This is a genomic window from Paraburkholderia sp. Ac-20340 (genome assembly GCF_017104965.1).
Classification (GTDB): Bacteria; Pseudomonadota; Gammaproteobacteria; order Burkholderiales; family Burkholderiaceae; genus Paraburkholderia.
In genome coordinates this window covers 607,398-634,393 of sequence record NZ_JAAGPR010000001.1, presented here as the reverse complement: position 1 = coordinate 634,393, position 26,996 = coordinate 607,398, and the positions used below count along the sequence as shown (strand labels likewise).

The following is a 26,996-nucleotide window of genomic DNA, read 5'->3' as shown; positions in this document are numbered from 1 at the left end:
CTTACTCGATGATGGGTTATTTCGTGAGGGAATGCGTGTGGTCAATGCGCGCGTGCCATTGCGCGGCGCTCACCAGTCCGATAATGGCGGCGAGAAACAGCGCGCTCGTCCACTGGGCGCCAAAGCCCAATCCGCCGTAGTACTGCGCCTGCGTGAGCAGATCGCCTAGCGCCGCGCCGAATGGCCGCGTCAGCACGTAGGCGATCCAGAATGTCGCAATGGCGTTCGCACCCATGCGCCAAAGCAGCCAGGTCAGTGCGATCAACGCGCCGAATACCAGGACGCCTCGCGTAAAGCCGAGCCCGATCGCTTCGGTTGCGAGATCGCCCGCTGCGGTTCCCAGCGCGAAGGTGCAGAGAATGGCCGCCCAATAAAACGCCTCACGCTTACGCGTGACGATGGTGTGGATCGACAAGGTGCGTTCGCTGCGATACCAGAGCGCAAAAATCGCGCTGAGTGCGATTGCAAAGCATGCGGTGCTGGCATAAAGACTCACGCCGAGTTTGTCGGTCAAGAGATCGGTGATCTGCGTGCCGACGATACTCACCAGTACGACTGCGAGCCAGTAAAGCCAGGGACGAAAGCGCGACGAACCCACTTGCAGCACGAGAACCGCGCAAAGCAGGGCGCTCATGATGGCGCTGGTCAGCCCTTGTCCAAGGCCTGCGTTGACAGCCAGTGAATCGGCGCCCGTTTCGCCGACGGTCGTGGACAGCACCTTCACGACCCAGAATGACAGCGTGATTGCCGGCACCTTGTTTTGCAGGGGTATTGAAGGGGTTGAATGCGTAGTCGTCATGGCGCGTTCCGCGAAAGTTGAATCCGCCGGGATGGCTTCGATTACGCACAGCTTACGGTCGAAAGACTTAGCTAACGCTTAGCTTGCAATGCGAAATCACATTAAGGTTCCCCTAAGCGAGTAACGCAGAGAATTCCTTCGGCATGCGTGAAATCGGCGCGACTGTGCGTGCCCGATTCGCAAACAGGAATTCGTCGTGAACCCAACCGAGATGGCAGCGGCCCCCGATCTGTGGGCGGACTGGTTATTGCATAAGCGCTTTTCAAACGACGCGAATGTCGAAAGCGCATTGCGAAGCAGCATTGAAACTGACGTCGATAGAATGCTCGATCATGCGCAATTGAAAGCGGGCATGACGCTGCTCGATGTAGGCAGCGGTGACGGCACCGTCGGCTTACGTGCCATCGCACGCGTAGGCGCAGCGCTGAACGTACACATGAGCGATGTTTCTCCCACCTTGCTCGATCACGCGAAGCAGCGCACGCACGATGCGGGCGTGGCATCGCAATGCCGGTTTTCGCTGTGCGATGCGCAGGCGCTAACCGTCATCGAAGACGCTTGCGTGGATGCCGTGACGACGCGCGCGGTCATCGGCTATTTGCCGGATAAACTCGCGGTATTTCGCGAGTTTTATCGCGTGCTCAAACCGGGCGGCCGAATCTCGCTGGCCGAACCGATCCGGCGCGACGAAGCCTTCGAAGTGTGTTCACTCAGAAAGCTCGTGGAAGCGGGGCGCGACGCGCCGGAGAATCGCTTTTTCTCCTTGCTGCATCGCTGGAAACGTACGCAGTTTCCCGATACCGAAGAAGCGCTCGCCACCATGCCGATGACCAGTTTCAGCGAGCGCGATCTCGTCAGTTGCGCCATGCTGAGCGGCTTCACCGATATCCATATGGAGTTTCATATCGATATTGGCGCCGCAATCAGCCGCTCGTGGGACAGCATGCTGGACAGCACGCCATTTCCCTGGGCGCCGACATTGCGCCGCGTGATGGACGAACAATTCAGCGTAGAAGAAAGGCAATTGTTCGAGCAGGTTTTACGTTCGGATATTGGTGCCGAACGAATGCGTACGGCTACGCGTATGGCGTATATTTCCGCGGCGAAACCTTAGGCATTGCTGTGCGAAAACGGGTGCGTTGCCGCACCCGTTCAATGACTCATTACGGCGCCGCAACGCCCAGCGTTGCCGCGGTGTATGGCGTATAGAAACTTGCGCCGGCCCAGGTGTGCGTCGGCTGGTTATAGAGCGCCGCGCCTTGCGTCCAGTTCGCGCCGCTATGCCAGTCGCCGCTGCCGCTGTATTGCGCGACGGCCGGATACGGATAAACCGGGCGGCTTGCCGTGACCGCATTCGACGAATCGGTCTGATACGTCATGACGGCATTCGGCGCGGTGCCGTGCTCGGCCCAGGCGGTGATCTGCGAAACGAGGTCGATGTTCGGGAAGCCTTCGCCGCCGCCGCAATGACCCACGCCTGGCACGAGGTAAAGGCGCGCAAAATCGCTCACCGTAGACGCGCCCATGGTGTTCTGCATCGCCTCGTAGTATTGGATCGTGAAGAGCGGCGAGATATGTTGATCGGCCCAGCCGTGCCACAGAATCAGCTTGCCGCCGGCCTTTTTGAATGCCGAGAGATCCGGGTTGGTCGCGTCGTTGAGTGCGTGATTCGCCTGCAGGTAGTTGGCGTAGAAACTCGTATCGGTAAAGCCGAACGTATCGACCGTCGGCATGGTGGGCGAGCCCGTGAAAATCAGGTTATATGCGCCCGAAACAATCAGGTAGCTGAAAAGACTCGTCACGGGAACGGGCGTATCCGTCGAATTCGTGGTGGGCACTTCCACGCCGATCCAGTTGGCCTCCGAGCCAAATTGCGGCGAGCCGGCCAGCATGCGCTCGCCGGTTGTAGCGTCGACCGGGCCGCCATAGATCTTGCTGGCGGTGGCCACTTCGGCAGCCGTCAAACAGTTGCTCGTGCTGGTCGCGCCATTGGCGCATTCGATTGAAGCGGGATCGAAATTGCAGGTACGCGGGTCGGCCAGCAAGCCGTCGGCCACACCTGTCTGACCGCCGCACGCCGCCACCACGGCCTTGTGCAGCACGAGTGCCTTGTCGGCATAAAGAATGGCGTTGCCGGTGCTGTCGCCGGTCGTGCTTTGCGACTTTACGCTCCAGCCGTGATACAGCGAATTCTGGATCTGGAAATGCGCAGCCGGTGCGCCCGCGATAATGCCGTTGTAATCGGCGGGGTAGCGTTGCGCGGCCATGAGTGCTTCGCGTCCGCCGTCCGAGCAGCCAATGAAATAGGCGTATTTCTGCGTTTGACCATAATAGGCTTTAATCAGTTTTTCGGCGGCGAGCGTGGTGATGTGCTGGCCGCGATAGGCGAAGTCGGCGCGTTGCTGTTCGTTGCTTGTCCACGTGCTGCTTTGTCCCGAGTGGCCCATGTCCGTCGCGGCGGTCACGAAGCCGCCTTGCTGTACGAGCGGGCAGGTATAGCTGAAGCTGAACGAACTCTGCTGCGTGGGATCGCTCAACGTGCCGCACAGGCCGCCGCAACCTAATTCGGCAAAGCGTTGTGTCCAGGTGCTGACCGGCAGCGCGACTTCAAAGGTATTGGACGGCGCGAGCGTGCCCTTCACGGTGCAGAAGTTGACCGAAGCGCCATTGATAGTGGCGGTCGTGACGGTCGCCGAAGTAATCGTGCTGCCGCTTCCGCCAATATCCGTTATATCGACTGCGGCCAGCTTCGAACAGTCCGTCACCGGCGCCACTACGGCCAAAGGCGTATTGGCGGTGCTGCCCACGCTACCGCCGCTTCCACAGGCCGCGAGCAGGCCGGCGGCGAGGGTAGCCGCGAAGGTGGCTGCGAAGGTGGCTGCAATACGCGCGAACCACGATGTAAAGCGCGCGTGCGTTGAGCGGGGCAGGCGCTCCAGGCGTATTCCTCTCATGCATCATCTCCTTGTTTTATCGTTGTTGAATAGCGGATTTGTCGTGCTCTTATACGATCAGTAATCCTGTCTAAATGGCGATGCGGTACAGCGGTTAATCGATGCAGATTCCGCCAGAGGTTATGGAAGGAAAGATATCGAGTCGGCATGGCCCGATCAACGGGCGGGTAAACCATCAAACCGCTCGATTGGCTTACCGGCTTGCGAGAGAAAAGTATGCGGATGCGATGGGAACGACACGCGAAAGCGCACGCCATGCCGCACCGCATTCGTTCTCACGGCGATCTGGCTGCCGGCCAAACGCACTACGCGGCTAACATCGCGATAAGGAAAAATGATGGCAAAAGCGCAAACTCGCAAGCGCGCCCCAGGCGGCGCAGCCGCCATCACCCAGCAATGAACGCTTGAAGGACTGTCATGCGGTTGACTTAAGCAAAGCTTACATTCACGGCTCAAATTGAATCCCAAAGAGGACATAACCCGTGAATCACTCCTACCGCTCTACGGCGGTGGGCTGCTGTCTGGCCTTCGCGGCCAGCCTGCCGGCCTGCGCGCTCGCTCAATCCAACGCCACTGGTGACGGCTCCGTCACGCTCTACGGCATCATCGATACAGGCATCGAATACCTGACGAATGCATCCAGCTCGCAAGGGCAGACGCATAGCGTCGAACGTCTCACGTCCGGCAATATGTCCGGCTCGCGCTGGGGCGTGACCGGGACCGAAAACCTTGGCGGCGGCACGCATGCGTTCTTCCGCCTCGAAAGCGGCTTTAACGTCGAAAGCGGTGCTTCGCTGCAAGGCAGCCGCGAATTCGGGCGTCTTGCCTACGTGGGGATCGCCGACCAGACCTGGGGCTCGTTCTCGCTGGGCCGTCAAGGCGGCCTGTTTCTCGATTGGGTCAGCGAATACAATCCGCTGAAAAACGCGGTCTATGCGATCAAGATGCAAGACCCGGCGTTTTCCGACCGCCTCGACAATACCGCACGCTACGAGCAGCATTTCGGCGATCTCGCGGCCATCGTGCAGTACAGCTTCGGCTACGATAGCGTGACGTATGGCGCGCAACCGGCTGGCGATACGCGCCTTGCGCGCGTGATCGAAGCGGGCCTGCGCTACAAGCACGGGCCATTTAGCGCGACGCTCGTATACGACCAGAAGAACGGCGGCAGCACGAATCGCACCGCAGCGATGACAACCAAGGGCGGTGGCTACGAAGGCAATATCGACCGTCGCGTGGCATTGGCGGCGAGCTACAAGATCTCGACGGTGACCACCTACGCGGGTTATCGCTATCTCAACTCGCATGCCATCCATCTGACGACGCTCGATAGCGCGTCGCCGGCGGAGTCGACCAGCCTCTACTGGCTGGGCGCAACGTGGCTCGCGAGGCCCGATGTGGCGTTTTCCGGCACCGCGATGTACCAGAACTTCTATGGCTCTTCGCGCGATCCGTGGTCGTTCCAGATTGATGCGGACTACTTCCTTTCGAAGCGCACCGATCTCTATCTGAACCTTGCTTATGCGCTCAATCGTAACGGCTCGAATCTGGGCTTGAACGGCTTTGGTTCGGATGTGGTGGCGGGCAAGAACCAGTTCGGTCTGATGGCTGGCATTCGCCACAAGTTCTAGGAGCGGGCATGAAGGGCGACAGCATCTCGATCCATTTGAGTGGATTACGGCAGCGCTTTAACGGCGTGAGCGTGCTCGACGGTATCGATCTCGACGTGCGTGCGGGAACGACGCTCGCGCTGCTCGGGCCGTCCGGTTGTGGCAAGAGCACCTTGCTCAAGCTGCTGGCGGGATTGCTGCGCCCCGACGAAGGCCGCGTGATGTTCGGCAGCGAAACCGTTGCCGATGCATCGCAATGCGTGCCGCCCGAAGCGCGCGATCTTGGCATGGTGTTTCAGGACTATGCCTTGTGGCCGCATATGACAGTGGCGGGCAATGTGTCCTTTCCGCTCGAAATGCGCGGTGTGCCGCGCGCCGAACGCGCCACGGCGGTCGCTGATGCGCTCGCCCTGGTGGGTTTGCGGGAGATGGCATCGCGCCGTCCCTCTGCTTTGTCGGGCGGACAGCAGCAACGTGTGGCACTGGCGCGCGCGATTGTCGCGAGGCCACGCGTGCTGCTGTTCGACGAACCGCTTTCGAATCTCGATGCGCCGCTGCGCGCGTCCCTATGTGAAGAAATCCGCGCGGTCCTCGCGCAGTTGGGCACAACCGCCGTGTACGTGACGCACGATCGCGCCGAAGCCGATGCGCTCGCGCATACCATCGTCACGCTGTCGCACGGCAGGGTTGAACATACTGTCCATCGATAACGGAATCGCTACAATGCCAAGACTGATTGCTTCAACTCTCTGTTCCCTTTTTCTGGCCTTCGGGCTGAATGCTTCCGTGCACGCTCTCACTGTTTATACCGCCGGCCCCGGCAATCTCAGCAAAAAACTGGCGCAGGGTTTCGAGCGCAAGACCGGTATCAAGGTCGATCTTTTCCAGGCCACCACTGGCAAGGTGATGGCGCGCATCGAAGCCGAGGCCAGCAATCCGCACGCCGACGTGCTGATTTCCGCTTCGTGGGATACCGCACAGGATCTCGACAAACGCGGCTGGCTCGCACCGTATACGAGCCCGAATGCCGAACACGTTCCGCCGATGTTTAAAACACCTGACTATGTGGCGCAGGGTATTTCCGCGCTCGGCATTGTCTGGAACAAGAACACGGGCAAACCCGAGCCGCGCGACTGGCGCGATCTGGCCCAGCCCGCGTATCGCGATCAGGTGACGACGCCGAACCCGGCGCTCTCCGGTGCATCGCTCGATTTGTTGCTGGGTTTGCAGGATCGCCTGGGCGAAGGCGCATGGTCGCTATTCGATAGCCTGCACAAGAACGGTATGGTCGTGCTCGGCCCGAATGCGCAGGCAATCAATCCCGTGCTGCAGGGCGCGAAATCGGCCGTATTCGGCGCCGTCGATTATGTGGCGTATGCGGCCGCGGCAAACGGCGAAGCGATCAAAGTCATTTTCCCGACCAGCGGCACGGTCATTGCACCGCGTCCGATGATGATTCTGAAAACGTCGCGTGTTCAGACCGAAGCGCGTGCGTTTATCGATTATGTGCTTTCTGATGAAGGGCAGAATCTTGTCGCGGCGGCTTATCTGATTCCCGCTCGCGACGATATCGACACGCCGCGCACGCGCCTGAAAGATCTAAAGCTGTTGCCGCAAGACGATGGCAGCAATACGAAATCGCGCGCCGACGTCCTGAAGCGTTTTAACGCACTCTTTGGCGAACACTGATGGCAAGCGTGCCCGCACGCAACCACGCGATGCGGCGCGCGTGGTTGCCGGTGCGCGCCAGCCGCTTTGCGGGCATCGGCGCACTGTATGCCGTGCTTGCGCTGCTGGTTGTGTTGCCGATCGCCTTCGTTGCGCTACAGGCGCTGTTCCCTGAACTCAATCGCGGATCATTCGCGCATCCGTTCGCTGCCGTGCGTGCCACATTCGGCGATCCGGCAACGTGGCCGCTGTTCGGCAATACACTGCGATTCGGCGTTACGGTGGCGGTGCTGAGTCTTGCGATCGGTGTGCCGCTGGGCGCGTTGCGTGGCCTCGTGCGCGTGCCGTTCGCGCGCTGCTGGGACGTGCTATTGCTTGCGCCGTTTCTGATTCCGCCTTATCTCGCGGCGCTTGGCTGGATGTTGCTTTTACAGCCTCATGGTTATTTAGCGCAAATTGCCGGTTTCGATCTGGGCGCTGCGTTGTTCTCGTTCGCGGGCATTGTCTTCGCCATGACGATGACGGTGTTTCCGGTGGTGTACTTCTCCGTATCGCGCGCGTTGATGGCGGCCGGCGGGCGGCTCGCGCAAGTCGCGCGGGTGCATGGCGCGACGCCGTGGCGCGCGTTCGTGCGCATTACGCTGCCGCTCGCCGCGCCCGCAATTGCGGCGAGTGCGTTGCTCGCGTTCACGATGGCCATCGAGGAATTCGGCATTCCCGCAGCGCTTGGCGCGCGCGCAGGCGTCAGCGTGCTGGTGACGTCGATCGAGGCACGCTTTTCCGATTGGCCAATCGATCTGGCAGGCGCATCCGTGCTTTCCGCATTGCTCGCGTTGACGGCGATGTTTGCCTTCGTGCTGCAACGGCGTTTGCTCGCAGGCCGCGACTTCGAGACGCAAACCGGCAAGCCTGCTGCGCTCGAACTCATCGAACCGGGCCGCTGGCGCGTGCCGCTCGTGCTGCTGTTTCTCGTGACGACGTTTTGCTCGACCTTCGCGCCTATCGGCGCAATTGTTGTGACTTCGTTCATGCGCACGCTCTCGGGTGGCCTCGCGGCGAGCAACCTGACGTTGATGCACTACGGCTCCCTCTTCGCTGCCGGTGAGGGCGCAAGCGCCTTGCTCACGAGTCTGGGGCTTGCGGCGGCTACGGCCATCGTCACGGGTGCGCTGGGTTTTCTCGCCGCGTGGGTCGTGGTGAAGACGCGCACGCCGGGTCGCGCGGCGCTCGACGGTATGACGCTGATACCGCATGCCATGCCGGGCATTGTGATCGGCGTGGGGCTGATTCTCGCGTGGAATCTGCCGATATGGCCAGTCACGCCCTATAACACGTGGACGATTCTGCTGCTCTCGTACGACTGTCTGATGCTGCCTTATCCCGTGCGCTATGCGAGCGCGGCGCTGCGGCAGATTGGCGGCAGTCTTGAAGCGGCGGGGCGCGTGCATGGCGCGAGCGGTGTACAGGTGTTGTGGCGCATTGTGTTGCCGCTGGTGGCGGCGCCGCTCGCGGCATCGATGATGATTGTGTTTGCCGTAGCGTCGCGCGAGCTTGTGACTTCATTGCTGCTTTCGCCGAGCGGCGTGCAGACGACGGCCGTGTATATCTGGCAGCAGTTCGAACAAGGATCGATTGGCGACGGCATGGCGATGGGCACGATGCTGCTACTGATTAGCGGCGCGCTGCTGGCGCTGGCTTCGCGTCTGGCTGGACGTATCGATACATCGGCCTGAAAGGATCAAACCATATCAAGCGGAGTGGATAGCCGGACCATTCTGGTCCGGCTATTGTCGATTTATATCACGACGTTACTGGCTGCAAAACCCCGTTTGATACTTGTAGACCCACGCCGTTTTCGTCGTACTCGGCGACAGTACCCAATTCGTCATGCCCTGAAGCGTGTCGAAAATCAGTTGCGAGCGCGACGTCACCTTGTCGGTGAATACGCCGTCGTCGTTGACGTCTACTTCGAATGAGATTTCCGCGAGTGTCGGCGTGGTCGAGCCATTCGTGTACCACACCGTCATGGTGAAATCGGCATCTTCCTGGCCGAGATCGCTGGTCGGTCCGCTGTACGTCAGTTCATGAATCGAAAGTCCGCTCACCGGCACGAGCGACTGGCTGCTGATGCTGTCGAAAGCGGTGGTGGTGGGAAACAAATCCTTGATGTCGCTGAGGTGATTGATGTTCTTCGAATCGGCCAGCGGTTCCTTGGTCGAATGCGAGAAAACATGATTCGACGGCGGCGTGATGTCCTCTTCGAGTTTGCTGCTGGCTTTGGATGAACTGCCCGTTACATCGGTATTGGCAGAGGTGCTTTCATCTGCGGAGCCAAATTTGAGTTCGATTTCGCGGTCGCCGCTTTCGTCGCGCTCGCGCATGGAATAGCCGATCGATTTGAGCGGGCAGGTGCCTGCTGTGTCGTAGTAGAGCACGGTGCGGTCGTCGTCGGCCTTGAAGGTTTTCGTGACGGTGCGATCGAAGCCGTTGGCCGCCAGGCTGGCCTGAAGATCCGTGAGAAAGCGGTTCGCCGTATCCACGGGTGTGCCCGTGAAAGTAGCCGGGTTCAACAGGACTTTATATTCGCGGCTGCCGACGCTGGGCGTCTTTGCCTGTGCGACGCTCGCCACTGCGAACAGGGCGATAACGGCTGCATGATTCCATGTGATCTTTGTCATTTCGGTTCTCATGAAGTTGATTGAGTAAATCTCGGGTGATGCGCTCAGTAATTTAGGGTAACGAAATGACTTGGTAGTGAAAGCGAGACTATTGAGTCGCTGTGTCGGCTGCTTTCCGTTGACGGGAATGGCGGACGCGATCACCATGATGCGATGGCCGTCATAGAGCGCTATCAGGGAGGCATCATGAGCGAACGAGACAAGGTGTTTGCGGGTTCGATTCCGCAGTTCTATGACTCGTTGATGGTTCCGCTGATCTTCGATGTCTACGCCCAGGAGGTAGCGGCAATCGTCGCCGCCATGTCGCCGGCATCCGTGCTGGAAACGGCCGCCGGCAGCGGCGCCGTCACACGCGTGCTCGCGCCCCAACTGCGGGCCGACACGCGCTACGTGGTCACCGATCTCAATCAGCCCATGCTCGACTACGCCGCCGCGAAGCAGGGCGTAGACGCGCGAATCGAATGGAAACAGGCCGATGCACTCGCGCTGCCATTCGACGATGCATCGTTCGACGTGGTGTTCTGCCAGTTCGGTGCGATGTTCTTTCCCGATCGGACCGCGGGTTATACCGAAGCGCGCCGCGTGCTCAATATTGACGGGCGCTTTGTTTTCAGTGTCTGGGATCGCATCGAAGAAAACGAATTTGCGGATGAAGTGACCGGTGCATTGGCCACATTGTTTCCGCACGATCAGCCGCGCTTCCTGGCGAGAACGCCGCACGGCTACCACGATGTCGCGCTGATTCGCGAGGATTTGCGCTGTGCCGGGTTCACCGATATTCGAATCAACACGTACACGAAAGCGAGTCGCGCGCAATCCGCACGGGAAGCCGCGACTGCTTTTTGTCTGGGAACGCCGCTACGCAATGAGATCGAAACACGCGACGCCAGTTTGCTTCAGCTCGCGATCGATTGTGCAACCAGGGCAATCGCAAGCCGCCATGGCAAAGGCCAGGTGAGTGGCCGGATTCAGGCACATGTGATCGTCGCCGCAAGCTGATGACGTCTCTGCGTTAAGTGCCTATGCCGTTGATCGCCGTGACTTTCCCGCATTGCGGGAAATAGATTCCTCTTTCCGCTCTAGGTTCGATCGGGCCTGCGAATATACACTCGCCCAAAAGCAAAATAATGAAGTGGGCGGAGACACAAGGCGCGAGCCATTCGCATGAGTCGGCCATTGCTTGCATCAATCCGTATGATGATTCCTATGTATTCCGAAATAATCGTGCGAATGATCGCAGGGATTTGCCTTGCCTGAAAAATCTAACAACGATGCAACCTACAGGAGCGGAGATTCAATGAACAAGATGTGGATGGGGATCGCAATGGCTGCGGTCGCGGCGTCGGCGCATGCGCAAAGCAGCGTGACCTTGTACGGCATTGTCGATAACGGGATTCAATACGAAACGGGTCAGCCCAAAGGGCATGTGTTCGGCGCGCAGAGTGGCGGTTGGGCGCAGTCCCGCTTCGGACTCAAAGGTGCTGAAGACATCGGCGGCGGAACGAAAGCCGTTTTCCAGCTCGAATCGCGGTTGAATACCCAGAACGGCAGTCTGGCGAATGGCAGCTTTTTCGAAGGCCAGGCCACGGTGGGTTTGCAGAACGATAGTTGGGGGCAACTCAAATTCGGCAATATGGGTTCGGCGGAGATCAGCCAGTATTCTGGCGACGTCGATCCGCAGCAGACCAAGAAATATGCGATTGGCACGCTGGTGCGCGGCCGGATCTTTTCGCAGGCTGGCAATGGCGTGGAATACCTCTCGCCGAAGATGGGCGGATTCATTGTGCAAGGCCAGTACGATCTGACCAATTCGCCTAAATGGAATGCCGGAACGCCGGGCAGTGCGCCAGGCCAACTCGGGTCATCCACGGGACTGGGCAGCGCGCAAGGCCGCACGGACGGCATCAAGCTGTCGTTCCAGAGCGGCGGGCTCTTCTGGCAGGCCACGTACGACGAAGTGCGTGATCCCAACGGTCAGTTCAGCAATGTCTATCTGGCTTCGCGCTCGATACTCACGGGCTTGACCTATGCGTTCGGGCCCGTGGTCGCCTACGTGGGATATCAACATCTGAGCGCACCCAATGCTTCGAATGAAGGTTATTTCGGCAGCGCCACGCCCACTGCCTTGCCTGCCGGTACATCGTTGCCCACGGCGGTCAATCATGAATGGATCGGCGCGATCTGGCAGAGCACACCGGCCCTTGCGATTACCGGTGCGGTTTATCATGCCAACGCCAATAACGGCAATGGCAATGCAACCTTGTTCACCTTGGGCGTGAATTACTCGTTGTCAAAGCGGACCTTGCTCTACACTGAACTGGGCTATGTGCGCAACAGTTCGACGTCGAATCTCGGCCTGGATGGCGGTCTGTACGGTGCGAATACGAATTTCGACCCAACGAGCGCGAGTGCGTCCAGTACGAATCCGAACTACGGCAAGAGTCAGTTTGGCGTGATTGCGGGGATCGCAACGCAGTTTTAACGTGAGGGGGAAGGGCGAGCAACGAAGCGTTCGCCCTTTGTTTTGAGGGAGAAAAGCGCGCAGCACTATCTACGGAAGCGTGTGGCCACATGCTCGGGAATATTCTCGGGCGTCACCACGACGACCGACGATGAAGGAGAAACCGCCGATTCCGGCAACAAGCGGTGAAAGTGCATGATGTGCTGGCATGCCGAGCGCATGTCCTGGCGCAAGTCGTGATAGAGAATGGCGTGAATCTTGCCTTCACGAAGCAGTTCGACATTGTCGCGATCCAGATCGTGCCCGATGTAGCACTTCGGCGTCTGCCCGTGAATCTCTAGCGCGCGCAGAATTGCGCGATTCCCGCCGCCCATGGAGTACACCGCAAGCACGTCGCGACGCGAATCTAGGGCTTTTTTTACGAGCTTTTCTGTGGGACCGTCGAGTCCGTGCCCACCACTCGCGTCGATCAGATCAAGGCGCGGATGGCGGGTTCGAAGCCCGCGCCGAAAGCTGATTTCGCGCTCCTCTTCGCCGCGAAAGCGCTCGTCGCTCATGGTGATCAGCACGCTGCCGGCAAGATCGCCAAGCCAGCGTTCGAGTAACCAGGCCGCCGTCGCTCCTGCTACGCGATTATCGAGCCCCGCATAAGCGATTCTTCCCGAGAGCGGTATGTCGGTGAAAATCGTGACCACGGGAATACCACTGCGTTTGAGTTCGCCAATGGCTTCCGTGATTTCGGGCACATCGCGCGCTTTCAAAAAAATGCCATGACTTCCGCGCTGGGCAATCGAGCGCAGCGCCGCGACCACTTCTGCCGTGGTCATGGTCTCCTGCATCAGAAAGCGCGGGCGGAAAATAGCGGGCTGCAGTGTAGGGAGTTCGGCCTCCAGTGCGTCGCGGATTTCATCGGCGAAACGATTGGGGGCCTCGACGATCACATCGACAATGAGTTTGCGCCCGGACGAATGCGCATAGTGCTCCTGCTGTTCCAGTTCCTTGATGGCCTGCTCGACGCGTTTGCGCGTCTGCTCGCGCACGTTGCCGCGATCGTTGATTACGCGGTCGACGGTCGCGACGCCCACCCCTGCCTGAAGCGCGATTTCCTTGATCAGAAAGCGATGGGCCACGAACTCATCTCCTCATTGATGGATTGCTGATGATCCGATGATAGCCGCGCCTACGCGAATTGAGCATTGAACGCATGGCAGAAGCATAGCGTTATGCCGGGATGTTTGAATAAAATCTCGGGTTATCCCCTAGTTTGATTGATTGCTGATGTGTTTTTGACGCATCAAAAACACATCGATTGCCGTATTCTTCCACTGACATGACCCGGATGGCAGGAGATGGACCAGTTCAAGGAAGTTCAGCTTTTCGTCGAGGTTGCAGAGACGGGGAGTATCAGCCGGGCAGCGGAGGCCGTCGAACTGTCGATCTCTGCTGCGAGCCGTTATCTGATTTCGCTGGAGTCGCGCCTGGGTGTGCAACTGGTGCGCAGAACCACGCGCAATCTCTATCTCACGGAAGCGGGCGCGGAATTCCACCGGCGCTGCAAATCCATTCTTGCGGATCTGGGCGAAGCGGAACTGGTCGTGAAAGACGCCGTGGCGCGCCCGAGCGGATTGCTCAGGGTGACTGCGTCGCTATCGTTTTGCATGCTGCATATCGCGCCGATGTTGCCGGAATTCAATGCACGTTATCCGGACATCAGTGTCGATGTGGTGGCCGCGAATCGCTATTACGACATCATCGAAAACGGTATCGATGTTGCGATCCGCACCAAAGTGCTGGAAGCCGACAGCAATATCACGGTGCGCCGGCTGGCTTCTACGCGACGCATTCTGGCGGCGTCGCCTGGCTATATTGCCGCGCACGGCGCGCCGCGCTTTCCCGCTGAATTAGGCAAGCATAAGGTGCTGAACTACGGCCTTGCCGATAATCCACGCGATCTTGCTTTTCAGCGCGACGGCGAATGCGTGGTGGTGAAAGTCAGGCCGTTGCTCGAATCGAACGATGGCCAGGTCTTGAGAGTTGCCGCGCTAGACGGTATGGGCATTCTGGTCCAGCCGAAATACATCATTTACGACGATCTCGTCGCTGGCCGTCTCGTGCCGGTGCTGGACGAATGGGATTTGCCGCGCCTGACCATGAATATCGCATTTCAGACGCGCTCGCATATGCCGGTCAAGGTTCGCCTCTTTATTGAAGCGCTCGCGGAACGCTTTCGCAAGCACGACTTCGAGCGGCTTTGGTCCGAGTAATGGCATATACCATCGCGTGAATGCGCTGCAGCCAGCGACTTTCCCGCGAAACGCGAAATAGATTCCCTTTTCAACTCTGTTTTGCCGGCGCGAGCGAATATAGACTTCCTTCAAAGCAGTACAAGAACACGGAAGGAGACGCTCAATGCAACAAGCTGGATCTCACGCCTCTCAATCGGCATCCTCGTATTTCGACGAGGCACGTTCCGCGGATGTTGTGAACGCTCGCATGGGCGCGGATGTCGATCCGCGACTCAAGCAGGTCATGGAGGTGCTCGTCAAGCACCTCCATGCCGCGGTCAAGGAAATCGAGCCGACTCACGAAGAATGGTTTGCCGCCATACGCTTTCTCACTGAAACCGGCCAGATGTGCAACGAATGGCGGCAGGAATATATCCTGTTGTCCGATATTCTCGGCGTGTCGATGCTGGTCGATGCGATTAATCATCGCCGGCCGAACGGCGCTACACCGAACACGATTCTCGGGCCGTTCTATGTCGAGAACGCGCCGCAATATGAAAACGGCGCGAACATCTGCCTTGATGGCAAAGGCGAGCCGCTGATCGTCGCAGGACGTGTCACCGACATTAACGGCCAACCGGTGCCGAACGCGAAGCTCGAAGTCTGGCAGACCAACGACGACGGTTTCTACGACGTCCAGCAGAAGGGTATTCAACCCGACTCGAATTTGCGCGGCGTGTTCACCTCGGATGCTACCGGTGCGTATTCATTCCGGTCAGTCAAGCCGCGCCACTATCCGATTCCCTCCGATGGCCCGGTGGGCAAACTGCTGGGCGCGATGGGCCGACATCCGAACCGTGCGGCGCATTTGCATTTCATCGTGACGGCACCGGGCTACGAGCCCGTGATTACGCATATCTTTACGCCGGATTGCCCGTATCTCCCGGAGGACGCCGTGTTTGGCGTCAAGAGCGATCTGATCGCCGATTTCAAACAGATCGACGATGCCGAGGCCGCAGAAAAAGCCGGTCTGGCAGCGCCTTTCTGGTCGGTGACGTGGGATTTTACGCTGGCACCTGTCACGAAATCGGCCTGAAGGTTTCGGTTTCTCCTGGCATTCCGAATTAATTTACCCACTGGATACTGGAAATGAGCACGAAAAGCAAAGAGCTTCTGGCCGCCTATTGGACGCTGGCTGGCGACGTCTATCCGGGGGCCCCGACGGAAATCAGCCCCTACACGCTGCGCGAACGCGCCGAGGCAGCATCGAAAGCGGGCTGGCGAGGCATCGGTCTGATTCTCGACGATCTCGAACACAGCGTCGATCAATATGGCGTCGCGGGCGTGAAGCAGATTCTCGACGATACGGGCATGAAGTATTTCGAACTCGAAATCCTGATGGACTGGTATCTCGATGGCGAAGTGCGCGCTAAATCCGATCATTTCCGCCGCCGTGTGATTGAACTGGGCGCGCAACTCGGCATGCGCAATCTGAAGATAGGCGCGAACCCCTTCGATACGACGCCAGCGGATTTCCCGCGCATGACCGCCGAATTCGCGACGCTCTGCGAAGACGTCGCAACGATTGGCGCAACGGTGGCGATCGAATTCATGCCGTTCTCGGTCATTCGCAATATCGGCGACGCTTTGCAGATCGCGCAAGGCGCCGACCAGCCCAATGGTGGCTTGATGGTGGATCATTGGCACGTCGCGCGCTTCGGCAGCCCGTATAGCGAAGTTGCGGCTATTCCCGCACGCTTTATCAAGGGCGTCGAACTGGATGACGTGGCCGCACAGATTCGCGGCACCTTGCTGGACGACTCGACTTTCAATCGGCAGTTGTGCGGCGAAGGCGTCGCCGACTGCCCGGCATTCGTTCAGGCGCTGGAACAGGCCGGCTGCGATCTGCCTTATTACGGCGTCGAATTGATTTCGGAGTCGTTCCGCAAGCTGCCATTGGAGCAAATGGCGAAGCGCGCGTATGACACCACCATCGCGCAATTTTCTGCCACGAATCGTGCCCTGGCCTGATCCGGTCATTTTCGCCGATCGAAACCACTGAATATCTCTGGAGACAAACATGATTCGAATCGCCGTCCTTGGCGCTGGCCGGATTGGCCGCATTCACGCCGGCAATGCCGCTGCCATTCCGAACGCGAAGCTCGTCGTGGTGGCCGATCCGGTGCCTGCTGCGGCCAATGCACTCGCGGAACGTCTGGGTTGCGAGGCATCCACCGATTGCATGGCCGTGCTTCAACGCAGCGATATCGACGCCGTCGTGATCGGCACGCCGACCGACACGCATATTGCGTTCATGCTCGAAGCGGTGGCACGCGGCAAAGCCGTGCTTTGCGAAAAGCCCATCGATCTCGACATGGAGAAGTCGCTGGCCGCCGCGCGCGAAGTCGAGCGTCGCAATGGCCGCGTGATGCTGGCGTTCAATCGTCGCTTCGATCCCACGTCGCAGGCGTTTCGTCAGGCCATTGACGCGGGCGATGTGGGCGAAGTGCGCCAGGTGATTATTTCGAGCCGCGACCCCGGCATGCCTCCGCGCGATTACGTCGAGCACTCGGGCGGCATCTTCCGCGACATGGTAATTCACGACCTCGATATGGCGCGCTGGCTGCTCGGCGAAGAGCCGGTGGAAGTGATGGCGATGGCGAGCCGTCTCGTCGATTCATCGCTCTCCGAACTCGGCGACTTCGATACGGTGATGGTCCAGTTGCGCACGGCATCGGGCAAGCAATGCCATATCAACTGCTGTCGTGAAGCGGTTTATGGCTACGATCAGCGCATGGAAGTGTCGGGCTCGAAAGGCATGCTGCTACAGGAAAATCTGCGCCCGTCCACGATCCGCCGATGGAGCAAGGAAGCGACCGATGTGCGCGAGCCGCTGCTCAACTTCTTCCTCGAACGTTATGTCGATGCTTACCGTAATGAGTTGCAGGCTTTTGTCGATGCGTTGAATAACGGCACGCCGCTGCCGACTTCGGTTGACGACGGCCTGAAGGCGCTGCGCCTTGCTGAATGTGCGCTTGAATCCGCCCGTTCCGGCAAAGCCATTACGGTCTAATTCACGAGCAGGAGGAAAAAAGTCATGGCGCACAACATTGATTCTGCAGAAACGATTGGCGTAGCGTGTCTGGGCATTACGCATCCGCACACATCGGGCCGGGTGAAAGCGATTCAGCGCAGAAGCGACGCGAAGATGCTCGGCGCGTGGGACACCAGCCCCTTGCTTACGCCCTTCGTGGATGCGTTAGGACTGCAGGCGCGCACGAAAGAAGAGATTCTTGCCGATAAGAACGTACATGTCGTGCTCGTGCATTCGAAGAGCGACAAGATGGCGGAACTGACCATCGAGGCGCTCGAAGCCGGCAAGGCAGTGCTGTGCGAAAAGCCGGCCGGGCGCAGTTCCGAAGACGCCAGGCGCATCATGCAGGCCGTCGAGCGCACAGGTGGGCTCGTGCAGGTGGGATATTGCTGGCGCTTTGCACCGTCGGTCGACGCGATGCAGGCTGCGCTGAAAAGTGGGCGTCTTGGCAAGGTCGTGCAGGTGCGTGCGCACGGCGGCTGCTCGCACGACGAAGCGGGAACGGCGCATATGACGCAGCCAGGCGATATTGGTGGCGCGGTGTTCGTGATCGGCTGCCATCTGGTCGATCGCATTCTGCTGCATTTCGGTACGCCGAAGTCAGTCAACGCGCGTATCACGAAGTTCCCCGATTTCCACGGCGACGAATCGCGTGAAGATGCCGCGGGCGCAGTGCTCAATTACGGCGACAAGATTGTGACCATCGACTTTATGTCGTGGGACGTGCTGCCATGGACGGAAAGCTGGGACATCACGGCTTATGGCACCGAAGGCATTATGTCGTCGCGTTCGCTGCCGGCCAGCTACAAGATTTACGACGCAGGCAAGGGCGATTATCCCGAAGGCTGGACCGAGTGGCAGGAAACCAGCTTCCCCGAAATCTGGGCCACGAAAAAAACCGAGTATTCGCCGGATATCGCTGAAATTGGCAACCCGGTGTATTTCGACCGCGAATCGACTGCGTTCTTCGACGCATTGCGCAATGGTACGCCGTCTGTCGTGCCAGCAAGTCAGGCCTACAACATCAGCCGTGTGATCGAGGCCATGTTCGCTTCGTCGAAAAAGGCAGGCGCCGAGGTCTTTATCGAGTAAGCGGAGTCAGCGGAAACCGGTCTCGTGGGAGGCCGGTTCATCCAGAATCATTCAATCAAAGATAATTAGTCATACTGATCAGGAGACAAGCATGAACATCGTCAAGCGTGCCGTAATTGCTACGGCTATCGGTATCGGCCTTTCCGCCATGTCGGTTTCTTTGTACGCGCAGGACAAGGGCGTGATCGGCATTTCGCTGCCGGACAAGACTGAGTCGCGCTGGCTGACCGATGGCAAGAGCATGGTCGAGGCGCTCAAGGCCAAGGGCTATAGCGCCGACTTGCAATACGCGAACTACGATGTGCCGACCCAGGTGAATCAGGTCGAAAACATGCTGGCCAAAGGCGTGAAAGCGCTGATCATCGCGCCGATCGACGGCAAGACGTTTTCGGATGCACTGGCCTACGCGCAGAAGAAACATATCAAGGTCATCTCCTATGACCGCCTGATCAGCCAGACCAGGGATGTCGATTACTACGCGACGTTCGATAACTATGGCGTGGGTGTGCTGCAGGCGCAAAGCATCGTGGCGCAATGGCAGAAGAAGGGCAGCAAGACGCCGTTCAATATCGAACTCTTCGGCGGTTCGTCCGACGATAACAACGCACACATGATTTACGCGGGTGGTATGTCGGTGCTCAAGCCTTATATCGATAGCGGCAAGTTCGTGATTCGTAGCAAGCAGGTGGCGTTCGAGAAGATCGCGACGCGCAACTGGGACGGCGCAACGGCGCAATCGCGCATGGACAATCTTCTCAGCGCCTTCTACGGCAAGGAGCATCTTGACGCCGTGTGGACGCCCAATGACGCGATTGCCATCGGCGTGATTTCTTCGCTCAAGGGCGTGGGCTATGGGACGGCCCAGGCGGGTATGCCGGTCGTCACGGGCCAGGATGCGGACGTGCAGAACGTCAAGGCGATCATGCGCGGCGAACAAACCACCACCGTATTCAAGGACACGCGCAAGCTTGCGAGCGTCACCGCCGATATGGTGGACGACGCGCTCGCCGGCAAGACGGTTCCCGTCAACGACACGAAAAGCTACAACAACGGCGTGAAGGTCGTGCCCACCTATCTCGTGAAGCCGGTGCTGGTCGATAAGGATTCGGTGCAGAGCATGCTGATCAACAGCGGTTATTACACGCAAGCGCAAGTCAAGTAATGGCGGCAGTGCGGTGACGTGATCGGGCGTGTAAAGCGCGAGCCTGTGAGAAGCGAGGAACAGAGAGATGGACACGATTCTGGAAATGAAAAGCATCCAGAAGACCTTCGGCCAGGTCAAGGCATTGAATAACGTCAACCTGCGCGTCAGGAAAGGCGAGATTCACGCGATCTGCGGAGAGAACGGTGCCGGTAAATCGACGCTCATGAAGATTCTGAGTGGCGTCTATGCCCATGGTTCGTATGCCGGCAGCGTGGTGTATGACGGCGAGGAACGCGCCTTTTCGGATATCACCGATAGCGAGGACGTGGGCATCATCATCATTCACCAGGAGCTGGCGCTGGTGCCGATGCTCTCGATTACCGAGAACATTTTTCTTGGCAACGAGCAGTCGCGGCGCGGCGTGATCGACTGGCAGGGGTCGCGTGCGCGCGCCAGGACGCTACTGGAGAAAGTCGGGCTGAACGATTCGCCGGACGCGCCAGTGGGCACGCTGGGTATCGGCAAGCAGCAACTGGTGGAAATCGCGAAAGCGTTGTCGAAGGAAGTGCGGCTGCTGATACTCGACGAACCTACGGCAAGCCTGAATGAGAAAGACAGCGAAACGCTGCTCGATTTGCTGCTCGATCTGAAAGAGCGCGGTGTGACGTCCATCATCATTTCGCACAAGCTCAATGAGATTTCGCGCGTTGCGGACAGCATCACTGTCATTCGCGATGGTTCTACGGTCGATGAACTGGATTGCCGCGCGCAAAGCGTGAGTGAAGACCGCATCATCAAGGCGATGGTCGGACGCGAAATGTCGGATCGCTATCCAAAGCGCACGCCTAATATCGGCGAAGTGATTTTCGAGGTGAAGGACTGGCGCGTCCAGCATCCCACGCAGCGCGATCGTGCGGTGATCAAGGGCGTCAATCTGCAGGCGCGCGCGGGCGAAATCGTCGGCATTGCGGGGTTGATGGGTTCGGGGCGAACCGAACTGGCAATGAGTGTGTTCGGCGGCACATATGGTCAGGACATCAGCGGGACGGTGCTGCTGCATGGAAAGCCGGCTGATGTTTCTTCCGTGCGTAAGGCGATCGATGCGGGCCTGGCGTATGTCACCGAAGACCGCAAAGGCAATGGTCTGCTGCTGGACGACGATATTCAGACCAATATCTCGCTGGCCAATCTCGCGGGCGTTTCAAAATATGGTGTCCTGAATGAACACGGTGAAGCCAGCATTGCAGCGGAGTACCTCAAGAAACTGAGAATTCGCGCGCAGGGCGTGTCCCATGTGGTGGGCAACCTGTCGGGCGGCAATCAGCAAAAGGTCGTGCTCAGCAAATGGCTGTTTTCCGAACCCGATGTACTCATTCTCGACGAGCCGACACGCGGTATCGACGTCGGCGCTAAATACGAAATCTACAGCATCATCAATCAGGCGGTTGCGGCGGGTAAGTGCGTCGTCATGATTTCTTCCGAGATGCCGGAGCTTCTTGGCATGTGCGATCGCGTTTATGTCATGAACGAAGGCCGCTTTGTCGGCGAGTTCAGCTCGGAAGAAGTCTCGCAGGAAAAGATCATGCGGGCAATCATGCGTAATGGAGGCATCTGAAATGCGTAAAGCTCTCTCGCCCATGGCTGAGCAGGAAGTGGAAGTCAAGAAAAGCGAAATCGTGGCGGCGTTCAAGCGCGGCGCCAGTGAATATGGGCTGCTGTTCTCGCTCATCGTCATTATGGTGTTCTTTCAGGTGGCGACGGGCGGCGTGCTCATGCAGCCGCTCAACCTGACGAATCTGGTGCTGCAAAACAGCTATATCGTCATCATGGCGCTTGGCATGCTGATGGTGATTGTGGCGGGGCATATCGATCTGTCGGTGGGTTCGACGGCGGGGCTCGTTGGCGCACTGGCTGCGGTGTTGATGGTGCAGTTCAATGTCAACTATGTGCTGGCCACGCTGATCTGCATTGCAGCCGGCGCACTGATCGGCGCCGTGCAGGGCTACTGGATCGCGTTCTGGAAGATGCCATCGTTCATCGTCACGCTGGCCGGCATGCTGGTGTTTCGCGGGCTGACCAATCTGGTGCTGCAAGGCCAGTCGATCGGCCCGTTTCCCGATAGCTTCGCTGCCGTGAGTTCGGGATTCATTCCCGATGTATTCAACGGTCAGGATCTGCATATCACGTCGATTGTGCTTGGCGTGCTGGTGGGCGCGGCGTTTTTCGCCATCGAGTGGCGCCACCGCGCGAGCGCCGCGAAGCACGGCATGGCCAAGGGTTCGTTTTCGATGTTCGTGGCGAAGAACGTCGTGCTTACCGCCTTGATCGTTTATTTCTGCTATCTGCTGGCGTCGTATCGCGGCTTGCCTACGGTGCTCGTCATCATGGGCGTGCTGATTGGCGTGTACACCTTCGTGATGAATCGTACGACGATCGGCCGCCGTGTCTACGCGGTGGGTGGCAATGCCAAGGCCGCGCGCCTTTCCGGCGTGAGCGTACCGGCCGTGAGTTTCCTCACGTTCGTCAATATGGGCGTGCTCGCCGCACTGGCAGGGATTATTTTCGCCGCGCGCCTCAATAGCGGTACGCCTAAAGCGGGGACCGGTTTCGAACTCGATGTGATTGCCGCGTGCTTTATCGGCGGAGCGTCGGCATCTGGTGGCGTGGGCAAGGTCGTGGGTGCCGTGGTGGGCGCATTCATCATGGGCGTCATGAATAACGGCATGTCCATCATGGGCATCGGCGTCGATTATCAGCAGGTGATCAAAGGCATCGTGCTGCTGGCCGCGGTGTTCGTCGATGTCTACAACAAGAACAAGGCTTAAGGCGCCGATATGATCAAGCACATCGTAATGTGGAAGGTTCGCGGCGAAACGCCCGAGCAGAAAAGGGAAACCGCGCAGTTCGTGAAAACGGCTTTCGAAAGTCTGGCGGGCAGGATTCCCGGACTGACGAAGCTGGAAGTCGGCATGGATGTCAGCAAGGTCGATTATGCGTGCGACGTCGTGCTGTATACGGAATTCGCCAGTCACGCAGATCTCGAAGCCTATGCTTCGCACCCCGAACATATGCGCGTCAAGCAGGTGCTCGGCGACTGCCGCATCGCACGACATCAGGTCGATTACGTCTGACACTTCGCGGAGAAACGGCTTATGTACGAGTTCACTTATACGACACATGCCGCGCGCGTGGTGTTTGGCGCGGGCAGCATGAATCTGGTCCAGCAGGAAGTCGAGGCGCTGGGCGCGCGCCGCGCGATTGTTCTGTGTACGCCGCAGCAGCGCGAGCAGGCGGAGGCAGTGGCCGCTTTGCTTGGCCCGCAAAGCGCAGGCGTATTCGATGGCGCACAGATGCACGTGCCGATCGAAAATGCGCGCCGTGCGCGCGAGTTCGCGAAAGAAGCTGGCGCCGATTGCGCAGTGGCGATTGGCGGCGGCTCGACCATTGGCCTTGGCAAGGCGATCGCGCTGGAGTCGTCGCTGCCTATTATCGCGATTCCCACGACCTATGCCGGATCGGAGATGACGCCGATCTTTGGCATAACTGAAGATGGCTTGAAGCGCACCGGCCGCGATGCCAAAGTGCTGCCGAAAACCGTGCTCTACGATCCAGAGCTATCGGCGGGGTTGCCTGCGCAGTTGTCGTTCGTCAGCGGCTTGAATGCCATTGCGCACGCTGCGGAAGGGCTGTACGCGAAAGACGGCAATCCCGTGATGGCCTTGATGGCCGAAGAGGGCATCCGTTCGCTGGCGAAGGGGCTGCGCGACATCAACAAGCGTCACCGGAACATGGAAGCGCGCAGCGATGCCCTGTACGGCGCGTGGCTTTGCGGCATGGTGTTGGGTAACGTCGGCATGGCGCTGCATCACAAGCTTTGCCATACGCTGGGCGGCACCTTCAACCTGCCGCACGCCGAAACGCATGCCATCGTGCTGCCTCACGCACTGGCCTATAACAGCACGGCGGCGGAAGACGCGATGCTTCGTATCGCCCGTGCGCTCGACACGACGAACGCCGCGCAAGGACTTTACGATCTGAGCCGTGAACTGGGTGTGCCCGCGAGCCTCGCTGAAATCGGGCTGCGCGAAGAAGATCTGGACCGCGCGTGCGAAGTGGCGATGTCCAATCCGTACTGGAATCCGCGTGCGATTGAAGCGGCACCGCTGCGCGAACTGCTGCAGCGCGCCTGGGCCGGACACCCGCCACGCGAATAACGCGCGCTTTTGCGCGAGCCGATAGAAAAATGGCGCTGCAGGCATGAAGCCCGCAGCGCCATTACGCATTGCACGATCAGCAAAACTACGGTGCCAGCTTCACACCGTAGCGATGCGATCAACGCTTAGATCTGCACCGTGTCGGCGACTTCCTTGAAGTCTTCGATCTTGTCGAAGTTCATGTACTGATAGATCTTGTCGCCATTCGCGGTGAGCACGCCCATATCGGCCATGTACTCTTCCTTGGTCGGGATCTTGCCCAGACGCGAGCAGATCGCTGCCAGTTCCGCCGAGCCCAGATACACGTTCGTGTTCTTGCCCAGACGGTTCGGGAAGTTACGGGTCGAAGTGGACATGACCGTTGCGCCTTCGCGCACTTGTGCCTGGTTACCCATGCACAGCGAGCAGCCCGGCATTTCGGTACGCGCGCCAGCCGTGCCGAACACGCCATAGTGGCCTTCTTCGGTCAGCTGCTTCTGGTCCATCTTGGTCGGCGGAGCGACCCACAGCTTGACCGGAATGTCGCGCTTGCCTTCGAGCAGCTTCGAAGCCGCACGGAAGTGACCGATGTTGGTCATGCACGAACCGATGAACACTTCGTCGATCTTCGCACCGGCGACATCCGACAGCGTCTTCACGTCGTCCGGATCGTTCGGGCAGGCGACGATCGGCTCATGCACTTCGGCCAGATCGATTTCGATGACGGCTGCGTATTCTGCGTCTGCGTCCGGCTGGAGCAGTTGCGGGTCGGCCAGCCACGCTTCCATCGCCTTGATACGACGCTCGAGGCTGCGCGGGTCCTGGTAGCCTTGCGCGATCATCCACTTCAGCAGCGTGATGTTGCTGTTGAGGTATTCGATGATCGGTTCCTTGTTCAGGTGCACCGTGCAACCGGCTGCCGAACGCTCTGCCGATGCATCCGACAGTTCGAATGCCTGTTCGACCTTCAGATCGGGCAGACCTTCGATTTCCAGAATGCGGCCCGAGAAGATGTTCTTCTTGCCTTGCTTGGCGACTGTCAGCGTGCCTTCCTTGATGGCCCACAGCGGGATGGCATTGACGAGGTCACGCAGCGTGACGCCCGGCTGCATCTTGCCCTTGAAGCGCACGAGCACCGATTCCGGCATGTCCAGCGGCATCGTGCCGGTAGCAGCCGCGAAGGCGACCAGACCCGAACCTGCCGGGAAGCTGATGCCGATCGGGAAACGCGTGTGCGAGTCGCCGCCGGTGCCGACGGTGTCGGGCAGCAGCATGCGGTTCAGCCACGAGTGGATCACGCCGTCGCCCGGACGCAGCGCGATACCGCCGCGCGTGCTGATGAAGTTCGGCAGCGTCTGGTGCGTCTTGACGTCGACCGGCTTCGGATACGCTGCCGTGTGGCAGAACGACTGCATGACGAGGTCGGCCGAGAAGCCCAGGCAGGCCAGGTCCTTCAGTTCGTCGCGGGTCATCGGGCCCGTGGTGTCCTGCGAGCCAACCGAGGTCATCTTCGGTTCGCAGTACGTGCCCGGGCGCACGCCCTGGCCTTCCGGCAGACCGCATGCGCGGCCGACCATCTTCTGTGCGAGCGAGAAACCCTTGCCGCTGTTGGCCGGCTGTTGCGGCAGGCGGAACAGCGTCGACGGTGCGAGGCCCAGCGCTTCACGCGCCTTGGCGGTCAGACCACGGCCGATGATCAGCGGAATGCGGCCGCCGGCGCGCACTTCGTCGAACAGCACGTCGGACTTGACCTGGAACGTGGAGATGACTTCGCCGTTCTTGAAGGCCTTGCCTTCGTACGGACGCAGTTCGACCACGTCGCCCATGTCCATCTGCGACACGTCGAGTTCGATCGGCAGTGCGCCGGCGTCTTCCATCGTGTTGTAGAAGATCGGAGCGATCTTGCCGCCCAGGCACACGCCGCCGAAGCGCTTGTTCGGGATGAAGGGGATGTCTTCGCCCGTGAACCACAGCACCGAGTTGGTTGCCGACTTACGCGAGGAACCCGTGCCGACCACGTCGCCCACATAAGCGACCAGGTGACCCTTTTCCTTCAGCGATTCGATGAACTTGATCGGGCCGCGCTTGCCGTCTTCTTCCGGCGTGATGCCAGGACGCGCGTTCTTGAGCATCGCCAGCGCGTGCATCGGGATGTCCGGGCGCGTGGTGGCGTCAGGAGCGGGCGACAGGTCGTCGGTGTTGGTTTCGCCGGTGACCTTGAAGACGGTGATGGTCAGGCTTTCCGGCACTTCCGGACGGCTCGTGAACCATTCTGCGTCGGCCCAGCTTTGCAGCACGGCCTTGGCGTTTGCGTTGCCTTTATCCGCGAGTTCCTTGACGTCATGGAACTGGTCGAACATCAGCAGGGTTTTCTTCAGCGCGTCGGCTGCAACCGTGCCGACTTCGGCGTCGGACAGCAGCTCGATCAGCGGGGCGATGTTGTAGCCGCCCAGCATGGTGCCGAGGAGTTCGGTCGCGCGGGCACGCGAGATCAGCGCGCAGGCGGTTTCGCCCTTGGCCACAGCCGCCAGGAAGCCAGCCTTCACGCGAGCCGCTTCGTCCACGCCAGCCGGCACGCGGTTGGTGATCAGATCGACGAGGGTCTGCTCTTCGCCTGCGGGCGGGTTGGTCAGCAGTTCAACCAGCTCGGCGGTCTGTTGGGCCGTCAGCGGCAGAGGGGGAATGCCGAGCGCGGCGCGCTGGGCTACATGAGCACGGTAATTTTCAAGCATGGGGGACCTGCTGATATTGCGTTTCAGGGGAAGGCTCTTCGGCACTCCGAGGCTGTGCCAGGCACTGCTTTGACCGCGATTTTAACGGGATTGAGCGCTCGCGTCAAATGTCTTATGTCTTATATAAGAGTTAAAAAAGCCTTCAAAATCATGGATGTAGCGACGGTAATGGTTTTTGTGCGGAAAACTGGCGGGATGCCCGAAGGCATGAGCGGGAAGGGGTGTTCTGGCCCCGTCTGCGGGGCGCGTGCGCGGTTTTCGGGCCGCTTCGGCAACCGCTCGCTGGCTTTGGCGCGGACCGGCCAGCGAGCGGTTCGGTGGAACTGGGTGGAACCGGTGGAATTGC

22 protein-coding genes are annotated in these 26,996 nt (G+C 59.4%); 17 read left to right on the top strand and 5 right to left on the bottom strand.

The window, feature by feature from the left end:
* Positions 1–16: 16 nt before the first annotated feature.
* On the bottom strand, positions 17–799 hold the full coding sequence (locus G3N59_RS02935; RefSeq protein ID WP_205981020.1) for a hypothetical protein: 783 nt from the start codon (positions 797–799) through the stop codon (positions 17–19).
* 196 nt (positions 800–995) lie between these two features.
* Between G3N59_RS02935 and G3N59_RS02930 the strand changes: the two genes are divergently transcribed.
* Positions 996–1,913, top strand: coding sequence for a class I SAM-dependent methyltransferase (locus tag G3N59_RS02930; RefSeq protein ID WP_205981019.1), 918 nt, complete (start codon positions 996–998; stop codon positions 1,911–1,913).
* Between the two features lie 49 nt (positions 1,914–1,962).
* Here G3N59_RS02930 and G3N59_RS02925 read toward each other — a convergent pair whose 3' ends face one another.
* Complete coding sequence (locus G3N59_RS02925) at positions 1,963–3,753, bottom strand: tannase/feruloyl esterase family alpha/beta hydrolase (RefSeq protein WP_205981018.1); 1,791 nt, start codon at positions 3,751–3,753, stop codon at positions 1,963–1,965.
* 482 nt (positions 3,754–4,235) lie between these two features.
* Between G3N59_RS02925 and G3N59_RS02920 the strand changes: the two genes are divergently transcribed.
* Genes G3N59_RS02920 through G3N59_RS02905 form a run of 4 tightly spaced genes read left to right on the top strand, consistent with a single transcriptional unit; the run spans position 4,236 to position 8,764 of the window.
* Positions 4,236–5,384: a porin gene (locus G3N59_RS02920; protein WP_205981017.1), complete on the top strand. Its 1,149-nt coding sequence runs from the start codon at positions 4,236–4,238 to the stop codon at positions 5,382–5,384.
* An 8-nt stretch (positions 5,385–5,392) separates the two neighbouring features.
* Positions 5,393–6,073: an ABC transporter ATP-binding protein gene (locus tag G3N59_RS02915; RefSeq protein ID WP_205981016.1), complete on the top strand. Its 681-nt coding sequence runs from the start codon at positions 5,393–5,395 to the stop codon at positions 6,071–6,073.
* A 13-nt stretch (positions 6,074–6,086) separates the two neighbouring features.
* Complete coding sequence (locus G3N59_RS02910; protein WP_205981015.1) at positions 6,087–7,052, top strand: ABC transporter substrate-binding protein; 966 nt, start codon at positions 6,087–6,089, stop codon at positions 7,050–7,052.
* On the top strand, positions 7,052–8,764 hold the full coding sequence (locus G3N59_RS02905; RefSeq protein ID WP_205981014.1) for an iron ABC transporter permease: 1,713 nt from the start codon (positions 7,052–7,054) through the stop codon (positions 8,762–8,764). Before G3N59_RS02910 ends, G3N59_RS02905 begins: the two co-directional genes overlap by 1 nt.
* Positions 8,765–8,839: 75 nt before the next feature.
* Here the strand turns inward: G3N59_RS02905 and G3N59_RS02900 are convergent, their stop codons facing one another.
* Positions 8,840–9,709: a hypothetical protein gene (locus tag G3N59_RS02900; RefSeq protein ID WP_205981013.1), complete on the bottom strand. Its 870-nt coding sequence runs from the start codon at positions 9,707–9,709 to the stop codon at positions 8,840–8,842.
* Positions 9,710–9,895: 186 nt separating this feature from the next.
* Between G3N59_RS02900 and G3N59_RS02895 the strand changes: the two genes are divergently transcribed.
* Both G3N59_RS02895 and G3N59_RS02890 read left to right on the top strand, forming a co-directional pair.
* On the top strand, positions 9,896–10,708 hold the full coding sequence (locus G3N59_RS02895; RefSeq protein ID WP_205981012.1) for a methyltransferase domain-containing protein: 813 nt from the start codon (positions 9,896–9,898) through the stop codon (positions 10,706–10,708).
* Positions 10,709–11,006: 298 nt separating this feature from the next.
* Positions 11,007–12,191: a porin gene (locus tag G3N59_RS02890; RefSeq protein WP_205981011.1), complete on the top strand. Its 1,185-nt coding sequence runs from the start codon at positions 11,007–11,009 to the stop codon at positions 12,189–12,191.
* A 65-nt stretch (positions 12,192–12,256) separates the two neighbouring features.
* Here G3N59_RS02890 and G3N59_RS02885 read toward each other — a convergent pair whose 3' ends face one another.
* Positions 12,257–13,300 carry a LacI family DNA-binding transcriptional regulator gene (locus G3N59_RS02885; protein ID WP_205981010.1) on the bottom strand — a complete coding sequence of 348 codons (1,044 nt, stop codon included), beginning with the start codon at positions 13,298–13,300 and terminating at the stop codon, positions 12,257–12,259.
* Positions 13,301–13,519: 219 nt separating this feature from the next.
* On the opposite strand from G3N59_RS02885, the gene G3N59_RS02880 reads away from it, so the two are divergent.
* The 10 genes from G3N59_RS02880 (at position 13,520) to G3N59_RS02835 (ending at position 23,939) form a co-directional block, all read left to right on the top strand.
* Positions 13,520–14,434 (top strand): LysR family transcriptional regulator, encoded by a 915-nt coding sequence (locus G3N59_RS02880; protein WP_205981009.1) that lies wholly within the window; start codon positions 13,520–13,522, stop codon positions 14,432–14,434.
* Positions 14,435–14,579: 145 nt separating this feature from the next.
* Positions 14,580–15,491 (top strand): intradiol ring-cleavage dioxygenase, encoded by a 912-nt coding sequence (locus tag G3N59_RS02875; RefSeq protein ID WP_205981008.1) that lies wholly within the window; start codon positions 14,580–14,582, stop codon positions 15,489–15,491.
* A gap of 53 nt (positions 15,492–15,544) precedes the next feature.
* Complete coding sequence (locus G3N59_RS02870; RefSeq protein ID WP_205981007.1) at positions 15,545–16,426, top strand: TIM barrel protein; 882 nt, start codon at positions 15,545–15,547, stop codon at positions 16,424–16,426.
* A 49-nt stretch (positions 16,427–16,475) separates the two neighbouring features.
* The gene (iolG, locus tag G3N59_RS02865; RefSeq protein WP_205981006.1) at positions 16,476–17,468 is read left to right on the top strand and encodes an inositol 2-dehydrogenase; all 993 of its coding nucleotides are present in this window, start codon (positions 16,476–16,478) and stop codon (positions 17,466–17,468) included.
* A 24-nt stretch (positions 17,469–17,492) separates the two neighbouring features.
* The gene (locus tag G3N59_RS02860; RefSeq protein WP_205981005.1) at positions 17,493–18,581 is read left to right on the top strand and encodes a Gfo/Idh/MocA family oxidoreductase; all 1,089 of its coding nucleotides are present in this window, start codon (positions 17,493–17,495) and stop codon (positions 18,579–18,581) included.
* 91 nt (positions 18,582–18,672) lie between these two features.
* Complete coding sequence (gene chvE, locus G3N59_RS02855) at positions 18,673–19,743, top strand: multiple monosaccharide ABC transporter substrate-binding protein (RefSeq protein WP_205981004.1); 1,071 nt, start codon at positions 18,673–18,675, stop codon at positions 19,741–19,743.
* 67 nt (positions 19,744–19,810) lie between these two features.
* Positions 19,811–21,340 carry a multiple monosaccharide ABC transporter ATP-binding protein gene (gene mmsA, locus G3N59_RS02850; RefSeq protein WP_205981003.1) on the top strand — a complete coding sequence of 510 codons (1,530 nt, stop codon included), beginning with the start codon at positions 19,811–19,813 and terminating at the stop codon, positions 21,338–21,340.
* A gap of 1 nt (position 21,341) precedes the next feature.
* A complete protein-coding gene (gene mmsB, locus G3N59_RS02845; protein WP_241023127.1) occupies positions 21,342–22,550 on the top strand; it encodes a multiple monosaccharide ABC transporter permease in 1,209 nt (402 codons plus the stop codon).
* A 9-nt stretch (positions 22,551–22,559) separates the two neighbouring features.
* Complete coding sequence (locus G3N59_RS02840; RefSeq protein WP_205981002.1) at positions 22,560–22,856, top strand: Dabb family protein; 297 nt, start codon at positions 22,560–22,562, stop codon at positions 22,854–22,856.
* Positions 22,857–22,877: 21 nt separating this feature from the next.
* Positions 22,878–23,939, top strand: a complete 1,062-nt coding sequence (locus tag G3N59_RS02835) for a maleylacetate reductase (protein WP_205981001.1) — start codon at positions 22,878–22,880, stop codon at positions 23,937–23,939.
* A gap of 125 nt (positions 23,940–24,064) precedes the next feature.
* Here the strand turns inward: G3N59_RS02835 and acnB are convergent, their stop codons facing one another.
* The gene (gene acnB / locus G3N59_RS02830; RefSeq protein WP_205981000.1) at positions 24,065–26,650 is read right to left on the bottom strand and encodes a bifunctional aconitate hydratase 2/2-methylisocitrate dehydratase; all 2,586 of its coding nucleotides are present in this window, start codon (positions 26,648–26,650) and stop codon (positions 24,065–24,067) included.
* Positions 26,651–26,996: the final 346 nt, after the last annotated feature.